The organism is Maricaulis sp. CAU 1757 (assembly GCF_054482675.1).
The window spans coordinates 59,510-74,092 of record NZ_JBTLRI010000003.1 but is presented as its reverse complement, the minus strand read 5'-3'; the positions used below and the strand labels follow the sequence as shown (position 1 = coordinate 74,092).

Annotated in this window: 14 protein-coding genes and 1 riboswitch; of the genes, 2 read left to right on the top strand and 12 right to left on the bottom strand. The window is 68.6% G+C overall.

Annotated features, from left to right (window positions below; translation table 11 throughout):
• The 5 genes from ACXYMR_RS09360 to ACXYMR_RS09340 form a co-directional block, all read right to left on the bottom strand.
• Positions 1-753, bottom strand: a complete 753-nt coding sequence (locus tag ACXYMR_RS09360; RefSeq protein ID WP_458942596.1) for an ABC transporter ATP-binding protein — start codon at positions 751-753, stop codon at positions 1-3.
• Entirely contained in the window at positions 750-1,739 is a 990-nt protein-coding gene (locus ACXYMR_RS09355; protein WP_458942595.1) for a FecCD family ABC transporter permease, read from the bottom strand. Before ACXYMR_RS09355 ends, ACXYMR_RS09360 begins: the two co-directional genes overlap by 4 nt.
• On the bottom strand, positions 1,736-2,617 hold the full coding sequence (locus tag ACXYMR_RS09350; protein WP_458942594.1) for an ABC transporter substrate-binding protein: 882 nt from the start codon (positions 2,615-2,617) through the stop codon (positions 1,736-1,738). Before ACXYMR_RS09350 ends, ACXYMR_RS09355 begins: the two co-directional genes overlap by 4 nt.
• The gene (locus ACXYMR_RS09345) at positions 2,568-4,472 is read right to left on the bottom strand and encodes a TonB-dependent receptor plug domain-containing protein (RefSeq protein ID WP_458942593.1); all 1,905 of its coding nucleotides are present in this window, start codon (positions 4,470-4,472) and stop codon (positions 2,568-2,570) included. Before ACXYMR_RS09345 ends, ACXYMR_RS09350 begins: the two co-directional genes overlap by 50 nt.
• A gap of 110 nt (positions 4,473-4,582) precedes the next feature.
• Positions 4,583-4,789, bottom strand: a riboswitch (cobalamin riboswitch).
• A 29-nt stretch (positions 4,790-4,818) separates the two neighbouring features.
• Positions 4,819-5,703: a WecB/TagA/CpsF family glycosyltransferase gene (locus tag ACXYMR_RS09340; RefSeq protein ID WP_458942592.1), complete on the bottom strand. Its 885-nt coding sequence runs from the start codon at positions 5,701-5,703 to the stop codon at positions 4,819-4,821.
• A 163-nt stretch (positions 5,704-5,866) separates the two neighbouring features.
• Between ACXYMR_RS09340 and ACXYMR_RS09335 the strand changes: the two genes are divergently transcribed.
• Positions 5,867-6,106, top strand: coding sequence for a hypothetical protein (locus ACXYMR_RS09335; protein ID WP_458942591.1), 240 nt, complete (start codon positions 5,867-5,869; stop codon positions 6,104-6,106).
• Between the two features lie 5 nt (positions 6,107-6,111).
• On the opposite strand, the gene mnmD is transcribed toward ACXYMR_RS09335, so the two are convergent.
• The 3 genes from mnmD to motA form a co-directional block, all read right to left on the bottom strand.
• Positions 6,112-7,857: a tRNA (5-methylaminomethyl-2-thiouridine)(34)-methyltransferase MnmD gene (gene mnmD / locus ACXYMR_RS09330; protein WP_458942590.1), complete on the bottom strand. Its 1,746-nt coding sequence runs from the start codon at positions 7,855-7,857 to the stop codon at positions 6,112-6,114.
• Entirely contained in the window at positions 7,854-8,411 is a 558-nt protein-coding gene (locus tag ACXYMR_RS09325; protein WP_458942589.1) for an RBBP9/YdeN family alpha/beta hydrolase, read from the bottom strand. The genes mnmD and ACXYMR_RS09325 overlap by 4 nt, the downstream gene beginning before the upstream one ends.
• A 101-nt stretch (positions 8,412-8,512) precedes the next feature.
• Positions 8,513-9,385 (bottom strand): flagellar motor stator protein MotA, encoded by an 873-nt coding sequence (gene motA, locus ACXYMR_RS09320; protein WP_458942588.1) that lies wholly within the window; start codon positions 9,383-9,385, stop codon positions 8,513-8,515.
• 162 nt (positions 9,386-9,547) lie between these two features.
• Between motA and ACXYMR_RS09315 the strand changes: the two genes are divergently transcribed.
• The gene (locus ACXYMR_RS09315; RefSeq protein WP_458942587.1) at positions 9,548-10,843 is read left to right on the top strand and encodes an MFS transporter; all 1,296 of its coding nucleotides are present in this window, start codon (positions 9,548-9,550) and stop codon (positions 10,841-10,843) included.
• On the opposite strand, the gene ACXYMR_RS09310 is transcribed toward ACXYMR_RS09315, so the two are convergent.
• The 4 genes from ACXYMR_RS09310 to ACXYMR_RS09295 form a co-directional block, all read right to left on the bottom strand.
• A complete protein-coding gene (locus tag ACXYMR_RS09310; protein WP_458942586.1) occupies positions 10,840-12,051 on the bottom strand; it encodes a lytic murein transglycosylase in 1,212 nt (403 codons plus the stop codon). The two genes, ACXYMR_RS09315 and ACXYMR_RS09310, sit on opposite strands and share 4 nt — an antisense overlap.
• Positions 12,048-12,830, bottom strand: a complete 783-nt coding sequence (locus tag ACXYMR_RS09305) for a DUF1194 domain-containing protein (RefSeq protein WP_458942585.1) — start codon at positions 12,828-12,830, stop codon at positions 12,048-12,050. The genes ACXYMR_RS09310 and ACXYMR_RS09305 overlap by 4 nt, the downstream gene beginning before the upstream one ends.
• Positions 12,827-13,546 (bottom strand): DUF1194 domain-containing protein, encoded by a 720-nt coding sequence (locus ACXYMR_RS09300; RefSeq protein ID WP_458942584.1) that lies wholly within the window; start codon positions 13,544-13,546, stop codon positions 12,827-12,829. The genes ACXYMR_RS09305 and ACXYMR_RS09300 overlap by 4 nt, the downstream gene beginning before the upstream one ends.
• A gap of 112 nt (positions 13,547-13,658) precedes the next feature.
• A complete protein-coding gene (locus tag ACXYMR_RS09295; RefSeq protein WP_458942583.1) occupies positions 13,659-14,459 on the bottom strand; it encodes a dienelactone hydrolase family protein in 801 nt (266 codons plus the stop codon).
• Positions 14,460-14,583 lie beyond the last annotated feature (124 nt).

Sequence of the window (14,583 nt, the reverse complement as noted above, 5' to 3'; positions counted from 1 at the left end):
CTACTCCGCCACCGGCTCAAACCCCGCCGGGCCCGGGAACACGCCGAACACTTCGCGCAGCACGTCCGGCGCCAGGGCGCGCTCCGGCGGTCCGTCAGCGGACAGCCTCCCCCGGTCGAGCACCAGCACCCGGTCGGCATGGCGCGTGGCTAGATCCAGCGCGTGGATCGCCACCAGGACCAGCGCCCCGGCATCGGCCTCCTCGCGCAGGATGCGCATGACGTCGAGCTGGTGGCGAATATCCAGCGCCGCGATCGGCTCGTCGAGCACCAGTACCTCGGCCCGCACCGCCAGCGCCCGGGCCAGCAGGACGCGCGCCTTCTCGCCGGAGGACAGCTCGTCACAGCGCCGTTCGGCCAGGTCGAGCACGCCGGTGCGCGCCAGCGCCCGCTCGATCTCCGCCTCGTCGTCCGGACCCATCTGCCGCAGCGGCTTGAGGAAAGGCGCCCGCCCCAGCGCCGCCACGGCGTGCACGCTCATCGGCCAGGCCGAGCGGCCGTCCGGCGCCAGATAAGCTACCCGCCGCGCCCGCGCCCGTGGTGACAGATCGGCTACAGCCTGCCCGTCCAGCGTCACCGCGCCCCGCGTCGGCGCCATCAGCCCGGCGGCCAGTTTCAGCAGAGTCGACTTGCCGGCGCCATTGGGCCCCGCCAGCGCCACCAGGCCGGGCCCGGCCAGCCGTGCCGACCCCTCCGCCAGCACCGCCCGCTCGCCATAGCCCGCACTCACCGCATCAAAAACCAGTTCCGTCATGGCGCCCGCCTCTGCGACACGCGCACCAGCCACAGGAAGAAGGGCGCCCCGACCAGCGCCGTCAGCACACCGAGATAAAGCGGCATGCCCGGCCCGGAAATCAGCCGCGTGGCGAGATCGGCGAGGGTCACCAGCAGCGCCCCGCCCAGCATCGACGGCAGGACCAGCGCGCCCGGACGGTAATCAGTCAGCGGCCGCAGCAGGTGCGGCACCACCAGGCCGACAAAGCCGATCGCCCCCGCCACCGCCACGCCGCCGCCGACCGCCAGCGCCGTCGCCCCGACCACCAGCAGGCGCAGCCGCCCCAGATCGACCCCCAGCGAGCGCGCCGTGTCCTCGCCCAGGCTGAGCCGGTCCAGCGCCGCCGGCGCCAGCCCCGCCAGTCCCAGCCCGGCCAGGATCAGCGGTGCCGCGAACATCACCTGCGTCCAGCTCGCCTCGCGCAGCGAGCCCATCAGCCAGTAGGCGATCTCGGCGAGGGCCCAGGGATTGGGGGCGAGGTTCATGACCAGCGCCGTCAGCGCCCCGGCCAGCGCATTGACCGCCACCCCGGCCAGGATCAGCGTCGTGGCACTGGCCCCCCGCCCCGCGATCAGGAACAAGAGCGCCACGCCCAGCCCGGCGCCCGCAATGGCCGCCAGCGGCAGGGCCAGCACGAACAGGCCGGCCATCCCGAAATACAGCGCCGTCACCGCGCCCAGCCCGGCACTCGCCGACACCCCGACAATGCCCGGATCGGCCAGCGGATTGCGGAAAAAGCCCTGCAGCACCGCCCCCGCACCGCCCAGCCCCGCTCCGACCAGCAGGCCGAGCAGCACGCGCGGCGCCCGCAATTCGCGCAGGACCAGCGCCGGCAGGTCCTGCGATCCGCTCACGGCGCCGGATAACGCCTCCAGACCCAGCCGCGCGTCACCCGCAAGCAACCCGGCCAGCGCCGCCAGGCCGGCCAGAATCGCCAATCCGCCATTGAGAAGCACGGGTTTCATCGGGTTTGCCCCGCTGCCCAGCGATCCAGACCGTCCGCCAGCACCTCCGCCGCGTCCACCAGTCCCGGCCCGGCACACGGCCAGTAACCAGCCGGCACCTCGATGCGCGCCGGGCCTTCCAGCAAATGGCGATAGGCCGCGTGGTGCGCGGCGCGACTGAACAGGCCGTCATACCCGTCCCGGAAGAAGCTGGTCACCACGACATCCGGCGCCAGCGTCAGCGCCAGTTCCGGATCACCCTGGGTCCAGCCGCGCGCCCCGCGCTCGGCCACCACATTCTCGGCCCCCGTCAGCGCAAAAACCGCGTCGACAAAGCTGCCCGCACCGGCAGATCCACCGGACGCACTCAAATACACCGCCTTCGGCATCGCGCCGCGCTGCTCGCGTCGCGCCTCGATCGCCTCGAGGCGCGTTTCCAGCTCCGCAATTACCCTTCGCGCCTGCTCTGGACGTCCCAGGGCCGTCCCCAGAACACGCAGATTGGCCATCACACCGTCGAAATCACGCGCCCAGGCCAGTTCCACGTGGGCCACGCCCGCCCGGTCCAGCAGGGCTGCCGTGCGCCCGCCCTCGCCAGCCGCGAAAACCACCAGATCCGGCCGCAGCGTCAGCAGGCGTTCTGCGTCGGCCCAGGCCTGCGGCTTGCCGCGGGCCCAGTCCGGCGCCGCGGACACCGGCGCGTCGACCTGCCAGGACAGCGCTGCCACCTCGCCCGGGAAGGCCAGGGCGAGGACGTAGGCATCCGCGCACAGCGAAACCGACGCGACCCGTCCCGGTCGCGCCGTGTCCTGGGCTTCGCCTGCCACCGGCACCAGGCCGGCGACAAGGCTAGCCGCGATAGCGCAGGCCGAAATACAGCCCGCGCCCCGGCGTCGCATAGCCGACCACATCCTGATACTCCTCATCGAGCAGGTTCGTCCCGCGCACATAAACCTCCAGCGCCTCGCCCGCGGCCCAGCGCAGCTGGCCTCCGACCAGCGTATAGGCCGGCAGCCTCACTGTCGTGAACGTCGCAAAGTCGGTATCCGTCTGGGCCCCAACATGGTCCACCGTCAAAGCGCCGGACCAGACCACTTGCGGCGACCAGTCCAGGGTCAGCGACCCCAGGCTGTCCGGGCGGCGGATCTCGGCCACACCGTTTTCCTCACTCCGCATCTGGGTCCAGGCGCCCATCAGCGACACCGCATCCGACACTGCCCAGCGCCCGGCCAGTTCGACCCCGTGCCGCTGCGACACCGAAACCCGGTTGCGCGCCGTGGCCGGGAAGCTGGCAAAGTCGCTGTAGATCTCGTCTTCCAGCTCGGACGCGAAATACACCACCGAGAGCTCTGCTCGGCCGCCCGACAATGACTGGTCCCAGCCCAGCTCCCAGCCCCGGGAACGCTCCGGAACCAGGCCCGGATTGCCTTGAAAGAAGTCCGGAAAGAAGCCGTAGAGCTCGTAAATCCCCGGATTCTTCACGCCCTCGCCAATACTGGCCCGCACCCGGCCATCCAGCGCCGCCACCGCCCAGGCCGCGCCGACCCGCCAGGTCGTGGCGTCGGCAAAGCCGTCATTGGCCTCGCGCCGCACCGACAGCGTGACATCCAAGGGACCGCGCCCGGCCCCATAGTCCAGCGCCAGCGCCGCACGCTCCAGCGTGCGGTCCTGATTGGACAGGTCACCGGCCCCGGCAAAGCTCGACAGCGTGTCGCGGTCCTGCTCGACCAGCCCGCTCAGCCTGTGCTCGATGCCGCCGGTCGACCAGCGACCGGTCGCCAGGTAGTGCACCTGCAAGCGCGCGCCCTCGGCCCGCTGCGTGCGCGCGCCGTCCGCGTAACCGCGCGCCACATCCCCGGTCCGCTGCAGCGCCGCCTCGTGGCTGAGCGTCACGCCTCCAAGCGTCTGCTCTCCGCTCAGCGCCAGACGGGCGTACAGCGTTTCCCCGCGCGCCTGACGATCGACATCGTCGAGGCGCCCGTCCCAGTCGGTGTCGCTGTCGAAAGCCGCCTTGTAAGCCAGCGCGCGCACACTCGCCTCGACTTGCCAGCGCTGGCTCAGCTCGACCTGCGCCGCCGCATGCAGCGTGCGCTGGTCATAGCCGTCGCGCTCGCCGTCCAGGCCCGACGTGTCGATGCCGCCGCTGGCCAGGGTCGAGACCGACAGTGACAGCCAACCCTGCTCGCGTTGTGTCGTCAGCCCGGCGCTGGCCCTGAAAGTGTCGAAACTGCCCCCCTCCAAGCGGGCGGAGCTCTCTGTCCCCGGCCCCTCCGGCCGCCGGCTGGTCAGCCGGATCACCCCGCCGATCGCATCCGCACCCCACAGCGCCGACTGCTCGCCCCGCGCCACTTCGATGGCGGCCAGGTCGTCAAAGGCGAAATGGGCGAAATCGGCATTGCCGGAGAACGGGTTCGACGCCTCGATGCCGTCAATCAGCACCAGCACGTGGTTGGCTTCCGCGCCGCGCGCCCGCACCTGGGTCAGGGAGCCAGCCGGCCCCGAGCGGGAAATCGCCAGGCCCGGCACGGCCCGCAGGGCATCGGTCACGAACACCGTTCCGCGCGCCTCCAGCTCCGCCGCGTCGAGCCGGGTCACGCTCGCCGTGACATCCTCCGCCGTCAGCGCCACCCGTGCCGCTGTGACATAGACCACGTCGTCCGGCTCGCCCGGCAACTCCTCGGCGAGGGCGCCGCCGGCCACACCCAACAGGGCACTGCTCGCAAGTACCAGCCGGCCCGAAAAACCACTTCGCATTTGCCACGTCTCCACAGCATTTGGACCGGGCACAGCGCGCCCGGCAGGTTGCAAGGAGTCGTCAAGAACGGAAAATCACCGCGCCATACCCGTGTGTTCCCGCACGGGCGGACAGACGACAGTGATGGCAGGTCTTCCGGCTTGCGGGTCAGTGCGAACGATGCGCCTTCCCGGGCCTCGTGATGAGCCCAGTGGCCTGATACATCGCCGCTCACCGCCTACGGCTGCGGGTACAGCGCCGGACTTGGCTGGCACGTGGCCTGCCGGACCGGCTTCCCTGTTCGTCCCGTGAGGGAACCATCACGCGGCGAACGCTAGTGAGCGCCCCCGGAAAAGGCAAGCTGGTTCAGGAGCGTTCGGCGAGCTGGCTTTCCAGCTTCTTGATGCGTTCGTGCAGCTGACGCTCACGCACCCGATTCGGCTCGGACAGCGTTTTCATCAGCTCTCGCATCTTGCGCTGGGACTTGCGCCAGCGGCGCCACAGCAGGAAGACCCGCGGCCCGTCGACGAGGTAACGCCGCCACATGCGCTGGGGCTCCTGCGCCAGCCGGTGCAGCCATTCCAGCCGCGAGCGCTGCATCCAGCGCGGCGCCCGCTGCACCTTGCCGGCCAGGAAATCCAGCGACGCGCCGACACACAGCCCGATACCCGTGCAGTCACCCCGGTCCAGACAGGCCTCGGCCACCAGCTCCTGTTGCGGCGAGCCGACACAGAAGAAGGTGTAGCGTGCCGGATTCTCGGCCACGAAGCGCGCCGCCGCGTCAATCGCCTCGCGATTGCCGCGTAGCCCCATCGGCGGCTCGTGCCAGGCCACTCGGCTCAACCCGTAGCGTTTTGAAACGGCGTCGATGACCTCGGCCGACCCGCCGATAATGGTGATCGGCTCGTCCGGATCGATCACCTCTTCAAACAGGCGCTCGGTCAGATCCGACCCCGGCGCCACGTCGATCTTCTCGCCGGACAGCCGCCCGATCAGCTCCAGAACCCGGCTGTCGCACACGGTCAGCCAGGCCTGCGCATACAGCGTGGCCAGAACGGTATCGTGCTCCAGCCTCACCAGGTGGTCGACATTCGGCGTCACGACAAAGGCGAAAGGCGCACCCGCCGGCCGTTCGGTAATGCGCCGCATCGCCGTGTCCAGGCCAATCTTGTCGAAGGCGGAATTGAGGAACCAGATGTGGCGGGAGCCTGCCCGCCGGTCTGCCGTCACGTCCGCTGGTGCGATGTTCATGTAAGCTCACCTGTGCCGTTTCGCGCCATTCCCCGGCGTCTCTTCCCCTCACCCGTGCAAGCCGCGCGCCGGAAATCTCCTCTCCGGGGCATCCTCCATGCATCCAATAGCGCGCTGCCAGGCATCCGGGTTTCTGGATGGGGCTACAAGCGAGGATCAACTCATGCTGGCCAAGACACTCGTGATTGCCGGACTGGCCTCGGCCGGTCTCGGCGCACCGCTTTTCGTACCGGTTGTCAGCGGTCAGCCGGTGACCCTGGCCACCGGGCCGGTGGAACTGACCTTCACCGCCCGCCAAGGCCCGCAATTGCAGATCGACCCGCACTGCTACCGTACCGACTGCCCGGTCGCCGAACTGCGAGTCGGACCCGACACCAATCCGCTCTGGAGTGTGTATTTCTGAAGCGGCTAGCCGCCGCTGCGGCGACGCCGGCGGGCTTCAAAGCGGCCGGCATCCAGGCTGGCCCGTCCGTCCCGCTCGAGCGCTCCCGCCTGGCCGAACAGCTCTGCCACCAATGCCTCTGCCAGGAGGGGGGCGTGGGCAAACCCGCGCGCCCCGAATCCACCCAGCACGCTCTGGCCCGCGCCGCATTCGCCCAGGACGGGCAGCCGGTCGGCCGTGGTCGCCCGCACCCCTGACCAGGTTTCCAGCACTTCGCCCAGCGCCAGACCAGGCAGCGCCGATGCCACATCCGACCGGAAGCCGGCAATAGCCTGTTCCATGGCTCCGGCGACTTCGCCCCGAACATGCGTGGCGCCGATCAGGACCCCATCCGGAGCCGGGCAAGCATACTGCCCCCAACTCACGGGCTGCTCCGGCGGCGTGCCGGCAAACACGGCGAGCTGGCCCGCTGACGGCTCCAGGTCGCCGTAGAAAGCCGCCGCGCCGTGCCCGCCGGCATGCACCACATGATCGGCCTCGGCCACGACCAGCCCGTCCGCATCACGCAGCACGACGCCATCTGGATGCTGATCAACCGCAACCACATGCGCCCGGCGGGGATCGAGACCGTTCGCCACGGCCCGGACCAGACGCTCCGGCTCGAACCATCCGGCACTGGCCATGTGCAACGCCCCGTCGCGCCAGGCAAACCCCTCGCCCAGCATCTCCGCCAGCGCCTCGAACCTGGCCGCCTCCCTGTCATCGCGCGCCCGCCGCTGCGCGCCGCTGGCGTGAAATCCCTCCAGAGCGCCATACAGCGATCGGGCAAAGGCATAGGCTGCCAGTGTGGCCCTCACATGCGGCCGGTCGGCGCGCTCCAGACGCGGCGTCAGCAGCCCCGCCGGCGCACCCGATGCGCCCGCCGCCAGGCCCTTCTGGTCCAACCAGTCCACCTCGACGCCCCGCGCTGCGAGCGCCCGCACCAGGCTGGCTCCGGCAATCCCGGCTCCCACGACCGCCACTCGCTCCGGCGTCCGGGCTTTCCGCGTCTGGGCCGCCTTCGAAAACACCGCCTCCAGTCGTTCCCGCTTGCGGCCAAATCCCGGCTTCTTCTCGACCGCGAAGCCCGCGGCCTGCAGCCCGCGGCGCACCGCGCCGGCCACGGTGAATGTCCCGACCCTTGCGCCGGGTGCACTCCGTCGAGCCATGGCATCAAACACGCCATGCGACCACATGGCCCCGTTCAGCGCGGGAGCGAAACCGTCGAGAAACCAGGCATCGGCCCGCGCCTCGACCTGCCCCAGCGCCGCCTCGGCCTCGTCCTGCATCAGCGTGATGGCGAACCCGTCCTCGGGAAACACCATCCGGTGGGCACCCTTGAAGCGCGGCGGCCATTGCGCCAGCAATCTCTCACTGAGCGGTGCCAGTTCCGGCCAGGCGGCAAACGCCCGGGCCGCCTCGTCGCGGCGCAACGGATGCTTCTCGACACTGACCAGGTCGAGCCAGCCGCCCGGCGGCCGGTGCTCGCGCCAGGCCTGCCACAGCGCCAGCGCGTTCAGCCCGGTACCGAAGCCCAACTCGCCGACCGTGAAATGCCGCCGCCCGGCCCAGGCCTGCGGCAGGCCGCAGCCCTCAAGGAACACGGCCCGCGTCTCCGCCAGCCCGTCCTCGGCCGAGAAATACACGTCGCCATAATCCACCGCCCGCGGACCGGATGTCTGAGACCAGTCCAGCCGCGCCGGGGCGCAGACCAGCGACGGGCTCTCGCTCATTCCAGGCTCTGGGTGAACTTGGCGAAGGCCATCAGGCCTTCCGGCCACGGGCCGTGTCCGCTCTCCGGTTCGAAATGCCCGGCCTCGCCGGCATTGCCGAAGCGCACGTTCCAGTCACGCGCCCAAGCCTCCGCCTTGATGATATTGCAGGTCGGGTCGTTGGAGCTGGCCAGCATCAGCCCGGGAAAGCCGAGCGGCTTGCGCGGCACCGGGTCAAACCCGTGCTCGCCATACTTTTCCTTGTACTCGGGACGCTCCCAGTCGGAGGCTCCGACCAGGAAGGCACCGGCCACCTGGCCCTCACCGAAACGCGGGGCCGCGTGAGCCACGGTCAGCACGCCGACCGAGTGGGCAATCAGGATGACGCGCTGCTCGGCGCGGTCGACTTCCGCCACCAGGCGGTCGACCCAGGCCTCGCATTGCGGACTGTCCCAGTTGTCCTGTTCGACACGTCGGGCCGTCGACATCTTGTCCTGCCAGCGCGACTGCCAGTGGAAGGGCGAGGCATTGCCCAGGCCCGGTACAATGAGGAGTTCGGCGTCCTTGATCTTCATGTCGCCCTTCTAGGCGCGAAATCCGCGCCTTTCCAGTCCCGCACATGAAAAGGCGCGGGGCTTTCGCCCCGCGCCAGTGTCTCACGTGTGGCTTGGTTTGGTCAGCCGACTTCGGAGGGGATTTGATCGAGCGCCGTTTCCAGCTCGCCGAAGCTCGGCTGCATCTTGGAGGGCACGCCGCCGCGACCGATCTCGACCGAGATCTGGGCCGCATTGCCGTGCAGGTGGGCCACCAGAACGTCCTGGATAATCTTGTAGAATTGATGCTCTTCGTCGTAGATCGACTGCATGTAGGCGGCGAACGGACCGACAAATCCGTAAGCGATGAACACGCCGAGGAAGGTGCCGACCAAGGCGCCGCCGATATAGCCGCCGAGCACGGCCGGCGGGCTTTCGATCGCGCCCATGGTCTTGATCACGCCCAGCACGGCGGCGACGATACCCAGCGCCGGCAGGCCATCGGCCATGGTCTGCATGGCATGGGCCGGATCAGCCGCCTCGTGGTGGTGCTTCTCCAGCTGCTTTTCCATCGCGTCCTCGACCTGGTGGGGGTCCTCCAGGTTCATCGTCATCATGCGCAGCGTGTCGCAGATGAAGTCGACCGCGAAATGGTCTTTCATGATCTTGGGATAGCGCGAGAATATGGCGCTGTCCTGGGGGTTCTCGATGTGACTTTCGAGCGCGATAACGCCTTTTGTCTTCATTGTTTTTGTCAGCAAGAACAAGAGTGACAACAGGTCGGTATAGTCCTGCGCCTTCCACTTCGAGCCGGTGAAGATCTTGGCCAGGTCGCCCAGCGTCTTGGTCACGGTCTTGGGCTTGTTGCCGATCAGGAAGGCGCCCACTGCGGCGCCACCGATCATCATCATCTCGAAAGGCAGGGCTTTCAGGATGACGTCGAAATGGCCGCCGGCGAGGGCAAACCCGCCGAACACCATGCCGAACACGATCACAATGCCGATAATCTGGAACATCTACTCATCCACCGTCGTCATTCGGGCGATTTCTTCCCCCGTTCGACCGGCACTATGACGCGGTAAGCTTAATGTCCGGTTGAACCGGCGTTAGATGGGTGTTTACCCGTGGCCTCCTGATTTGCCGTGGACGCCCCAGCTGACGCAGCCTACAGCTGAGGCATGTTCCAGAACGCCAATCCCGTTCCGCCCCAGCCCCGAACACCCACACCGCTGCGCTCGCCGGAGCGCCGGGGGGCCTTCCGCCTGCTCTTCCTGTGCCTGATGGCGACCGGCATCGGCAACAACATGCTGTTCGCCATCCTGCCGCCGCTGGCGCGCCAGCTGGCGGTGCAGGAGTACTGGGTCGGGGCGATCTACACCGTGTCCGCCGTCCTGTTCATGACCATGACCCCGATCTGGGGCGCCCTGTCCGACCGGCGCGGACGCAAGCCGCTGATCGTGTTCGGCCTGTCCTCCTTCGCCGTGTCGACGCTGATCTTCGCTGCCGCCGCCTGGGCCGGTGAGAGCGGCTGGGTGCCGCCGCTGGCGGCGATCTTCGCCATGGCCCTGGCGCGCACCCTGTTCGGCGGGCTCGGCTCGGCCACCAATCCGGCCGCCCAGGCCTATGTCGCCGACCGCACTACGCCAGCCGAACGCACCGAGGCGCTGGCCGGGCTGACCGCCGCCTTCGGCATGGGCGCTGTGATAGGTCCGACCCTGGCCGCCACGCTGGTCGACCTGGTCGGCGTGCCCGCCTTCATGGTGCTGATTTCCGGCACGGTCGCGCTCGGTGCCGTCGCCGTCTGGTTCCAGTTGCCCGAACAATCGCCGCCGCGCGTCCAGCAGCGCCCGCTCAACCCGTTCAAGCAGTTCGCCTTCGCCGCCGACCCGCGGATTTCCGCCTTTGTCGGCTATGGCGCGCTGATCTGGATCGTACAGTCATTGAGCCTGTCGACCCTGGCTTTCTTCATCATGGACACGCTGGGCCTCGACGAGAGCGCCGGCCTGCAGATGTCGGCCATCGCGCTGGCCGCCGGCGCGGGCGCGCTGATCGTCGCCCAGCTGGTGGTCATCCCGGCCCTGCAGGCCAGCCCGCGCGTGCTGATGGGGCTGGGTGCCCTGCTCACCCTGGCCGGCAGCGGCCTGATGATGATCGTGCCCAATTATGCGGGCATCGTATCGGCCTACATCATTGTCAGCTTCGCCTTCGGCCTGGCGCGCTCGGGATTTGTCGGAGGGGCCTCGGTGGCCGTGAAGCCGGAAGAACAGGGCCGCGTCGCCGGCCTGACCACGGCCACGGCCGGGCTCGGCTTCATCATCGGCCCGGTGGGAGGCCTCTTCCTGTACAACCAGGTCGGCCATCTCAGCCCCTACGCCCTGGCCGCCGGCCTCAGCGTGCTCGCCCTGGCCCTCGCCTGGCTGCACCCGGCGATCCGCCGCACGGCGGAAATTGTCGAGGTCGAGCTGGAGCCCTAGCCGCGGGTCGCCGCCATCACCGCATCATACATCGCCCGCCCGATATAGCCGTCCGGCACCAGGCCGCGCGAGCGCTGGAAGGCCCGCAGGGCGGAGCGTGTATTCGGTCCGGCAATGCCGTCCGGCGTGCCCGCATTAAAGCCGAGCCCGTTGAGCGCGCGCTGCAATTCCTCGGTCTGCGAGCGGGTGATCGGCGGATCATTCTCCGGCCAGCTGCCGCGAATGCCCGCGAGCCCTTCGATGCGGTCTGCCAGCAGGGCCACACCCAGCGCATAGGCGGTCGAGTTGTTGTAGCGCTTGATCACGCGGAAATTGGCAAAGGTCAGGAATCCCGGACCGCTCGCCCCGGCCGGCAGTTCCAGGCGCGCCGGGCGCATCATCGTGGCGGCGGACCACGTATTGCCATTGGCCGGCATGATGCCCTGCACGGACCACTGGCTGACCAGCTTGCTGGTGTTCGGGTTCCAGTCGGCAAAGTCGAAATTGTCCGGCACGGTCACTTCGACGAAAGCCGGAGCGTCCTGCTCCCAGCCGGCCCGGCTCAGCAGGTTGGCGGTCGAGGCCAGTGCATCGCCGTAATCGGTCCAGATATTGCGCCGGCCATCGCCATCCCAGTCATAGGAGCGCTCGAGATAAGTGGTGGGAATGAACTGGGTCTGCCCCATCGCGCCGGCCCAGGAGCCGAGCAATTGCTCGCGCGTGGCATAGCCTTCGTCGATCATGCGGGCGATGGCGATCAGCTGGTCCTCGGCGAACCCGCGGCGACGGCCTTCCCAGGCCAGGGTCGCCAGGGCGCGTACCACGTCCTCATTGCCGGTAATCGCACCATAGGAGCTTTCCAGCCCCCAGATCGCCACCAGGGTTTCCGGGCGCACCTCGAAGCGCGCCGCGATGGCATTGATGAGCTCGCGGTTTTCGGCATAGGCGGTGCGGCCATTGTCGATGCGCTGCTGCGAGGCTGCGATGTCGAGATAGGACCAGATCGGCCGGACGAATTCCGGCTGGCTGCGGTCGCGCTCGATGATGGCCATGTCCGGCTCGAGCCCGTCGAGCATCGAGCGCACAGTCGCCGGCTCGGCTCCGCTGGCGGTCAGTCGCGCCCTGAATCCGCTGAGCCAGTCCTGGAAACTCTCCCCTTCCGGCTGGGCCGGCGCCTGGGTGGCGAACAGGGCGAAAGCGGCGATGGCAGCAGAAACTAGGCGGATCATCCGTTCCTCATGAACTGCGCCGGGTCGAGCCCGGCAATTTCGACAATCAGTTTGCGACGCAACGCGTCGACAAAATCATTGTTCCGGTCGCTCGTCGAGATGAAAGCATCGGGTCCGGTGATCACGTGTTCTTCGAAATAGGCACTGACATCGATCGACACCGAGGGCCGGAAGGGATGCTGGCGTTGCGGCTCGATGGGCAGGCCGTTGACCGTGATGAACGCCGCATCCGCGCGGGCTCGCGCCGCCGCCAGGCCGGGGCCGGAATTCTGCGGCCCGTCGCCGGACAGGTCGATGATCCGGCGGGCGCCGTCATAGGCATTGCTCTGCAGCAGGTCGACGGACGTGTTGATGGCACCGCCGATGGCCGTGCGTCGGCCCGACACGAAGGGTGCGGTGGCCAGTGTGGCGGCAAAGGCGTGCGCGTCGGCCTCGGTCTCGATGACCGTCCACGGTGCCACGACGCGCTGGAAATCGGCGTCGGCCCATTCCAGGTACATCACCGCGATGCGCCCGTGTGGCCCGCCCTGGATCGAGGAAATGATATCGTCGTCGGCCAGCGCGGCGACATGGCCTTCGCGCTGGCGCCGCGCTTCCACCTCGTCGATCGAAGAGGACACATCGACCGCCAGCACCAGCTCGACATCGACCTTGAGCCGACCGTCGGCACTGTATTCCATCGGCCGGGGCTCGAAGCCGCGCCCCGACATGTCCGCGTCCGGCCCGGCCAGGGACAGGATGCCGGGGGCCAGTGCCGCCAGGGCGACCAGGCGGATCAAGGTGCCAGGCTCCGCAGCGGAGGGGCGAGCTCACCGGAAGCCGGCGCGGTGCCCGCGATCTCCAGCACCAGCTTGCGCTGGATGGCCTGGCGGAATTCGTCCTCGGCCCGGGCCGGCAGGACAAAGGCCCCGGGCCCAACAATGACATTGTCCTGAAAATAGCCGGCCAGGTCGATTTCCGACGGATGGTTCCAGCGCGCCTTTCGTTCACTGATCACAGGCAGGCCGTTGACCACGACCCGCGCCTCGTCGGCGAGACGGTGCGCCGTGGCCAGTGACACCCCCTGATTCTGCGGCCCGTCGCCGGAAATATCGATAATCCGGCGCGGCGCGTCATGACCATTGGTGGCGAGGCGCTCGACGCCGTCAGCTATGGCCGCGCCGATGGCCGTGTACTGGCCGCGTTCGAACGGGGCGGCGGCGACACGGGCGGCAAAATCGAGCGCGTCGGCCTCGCTGGCAATCACCGTCCATTCGGTGGCGGCGCGCTGCACATCGGCGTCTGCCCATTCGACATAGATCACCGCGATGCGCCCGAGCGGCCCGCCCTGGATCGAGCGGATCACGTCCTCCGACGCCAGCGCCGCCACATAGCCCTCGCGCTGGCGGCGGGCCTCTTCCTCGTCCACCGAATAGGAAATATCGACAGCGAGGACGAGCTCCACATCCACGTCATAGCTTGGCACATCCTGGGCGCTGAGCTCGGAGGCACCCATGAAAAAAGCCGCAATCGCGGCTGGAAGGCAGGCCAGGCAGGTTTTCATGCCGGGACCATAGCGGTCTGCAGGCGGACATCGCAACTGACGAAACCGTAAGGGGGGATGTGGCTCAGGCCAGGAATTGCGCCAGCCAGGCGCGGGTGCGAAGCCAGGCAAGGCGGGCCGCCTGCGGGTGGTGGTCCTGCCCGGAGGCATTGTGAAACCCCTGCCGCGTGCCGGCATAGAGCGGCGCGTCATAGACATGGCCGCCCTCGATCAGGGTTCGTTCGTAGTCCGGCCAGATGTCGCCGACACGGGTGTCGTCACCCGCCCGGTGCAACAGCAGCGGTGACCGTATCGCCGCAAGGTCCTCGATCCGCTCGGGTCGTCCGTAGAACGGGATGGCACAGGCCAGGTCCGGGGTCTCGGCGGCCAGGTCGTGGCACATGTCGCCGCCGAAGGAGAAGCCGGTTACCCCGACCCGCCCGGTACAGCGCGGGTGCCGGCGCAGATACTCGACCGCCTCCAGGAAGTCCGACCGCAGGCGGGCCCGCTCGAGCGTCGCAAACACGCCCCGGGCTGTGTCATCCGCTCCCGGATAGCCCCCCACACTGCTCAGCCCGTCCGGCGCAAAAGCCAGATAGCCGTGGGCGGCCAGCCTGCGCGTGACGTCGGCAATATAAGGGTCAAGTCCCCGGTCCTCATGCAGGACAATAACGCCGGGAAAGGGGCCGCCGCTCTCCGGCCAGGCCAGGAGGCCGGACACATCCCCATGCCCGTCACGGGAATGGTAATCGACCATCCGGCTGGAAACGCCGCCCTCACCCTGCGCTCCGGCGGCGCTGCTCCCGGCAATCGACCAGGCCCCGACGGCGGCCAGAAAGCCGCGTCTGGAGATACCGGGATCGCTGCTGGCGGACGTGTCGGACATGCCAACCCCGCTTGGTCGGAAGGCGCAAGTGCTGGTGTTTTAACCCGCCCGCAAACCAAAAGGTTCCGAGAGAACAAGCTTGCTCCCGGCCCGGCCTTAACCTTTATTAACGCTTCGGGGAGGC

Coding starts and splice junctions, on each gene's coding strand:
- ACXYMR_RS09360 (WP_458942596.1), bottom strand. CDS start 753: ATGACGGAACTGGTTTTTGATGCGGTGAGTGCGGGCTATGGCGAGCGG.
- ACXYMR_RS09355 (WP_458942595.1), bottom strand. CDS start 1,739: ATGAAACCCGTGCTTCTCAATGGCGGATTGGCGATTCTGGCCGGCCTG.
- ACXYMR_RS09350 (WP_458942594.1), bottom strand. CDS start 2,617: ATGCGACGCCGGGGCGCGGGCTGTATTTCGGCCTGCGCTATCGCGGCT.
- ACXYMR_RS09345 (WP_458942593.1), bottom strand. CDS start 4,472: ATGCGAAGTGGTTTTTCGGGCCGGCTGGTACTTGCGAGCAGTGCCCTG.
- ACXYMR_RS09340 (WP_458942592.1), bottom strand. CDS start 5,703: ATGAACATCGCACCAGCGGACGTGACGGCAGACCGGCGGGCAGGCTCC.
- ACXYMR_RS09335 (WP_458942591.1), top strand. CDS start 5,867: ATGCTGGCCAAGACACTCGTGATTGCCGGACTGGCCTCGGCCGGTCTC.
- mnmD (WP_458942590.1), bottom strand. CDS start 7,857: ATGAGCGAGAGCCCGTCGCTGGTCTGCGCCCCGGCGCGGCTGGACTGG.
- ACXYMR_RS09325 (WP_458942589.1), bottom strand. CDS start 8,411: ATGAAGATCAAGGACGCCGAACTCCTCATTGTACCGGGCCTGGGCAAT.
- motA (WP_458942588.1), bottom strand. CDS start 9,385: ATGTTCCAGATTATCGGCATTGTGATCGTGTTCGGCATGGTGTTCGGC.
- ACXYMR_RS09315 (WP_458942587.1), top strand. CDS start 9,548: ATGTTCCAGAACGCCAATCCCGTTCCGCCCCAGCCCCGAACACCCACA.
- ACXYMR_RS09310 (WP_458942586.1), bottom strand. CDS start 12,051: ATGATCCGCCTAGTTTCTGCTGCCATCGCCGCTTTCGCCCTGTTCGCC.
- ACXYMR_RS09300 (WP_458942584.1), bottom strand. CDS start 13,546: ATGGGTGCCTCCGAGCTCAGCGCCCAGGATGTGCCAAGCTATGACGTG.
- ACXYMR_RS09295 (WP_458942583.1), bottom strand. CDS start 14,459: ATGTCCGACACGTCCGCCAGCAGCGATCCCGGTATCTCCAGACGCGGC.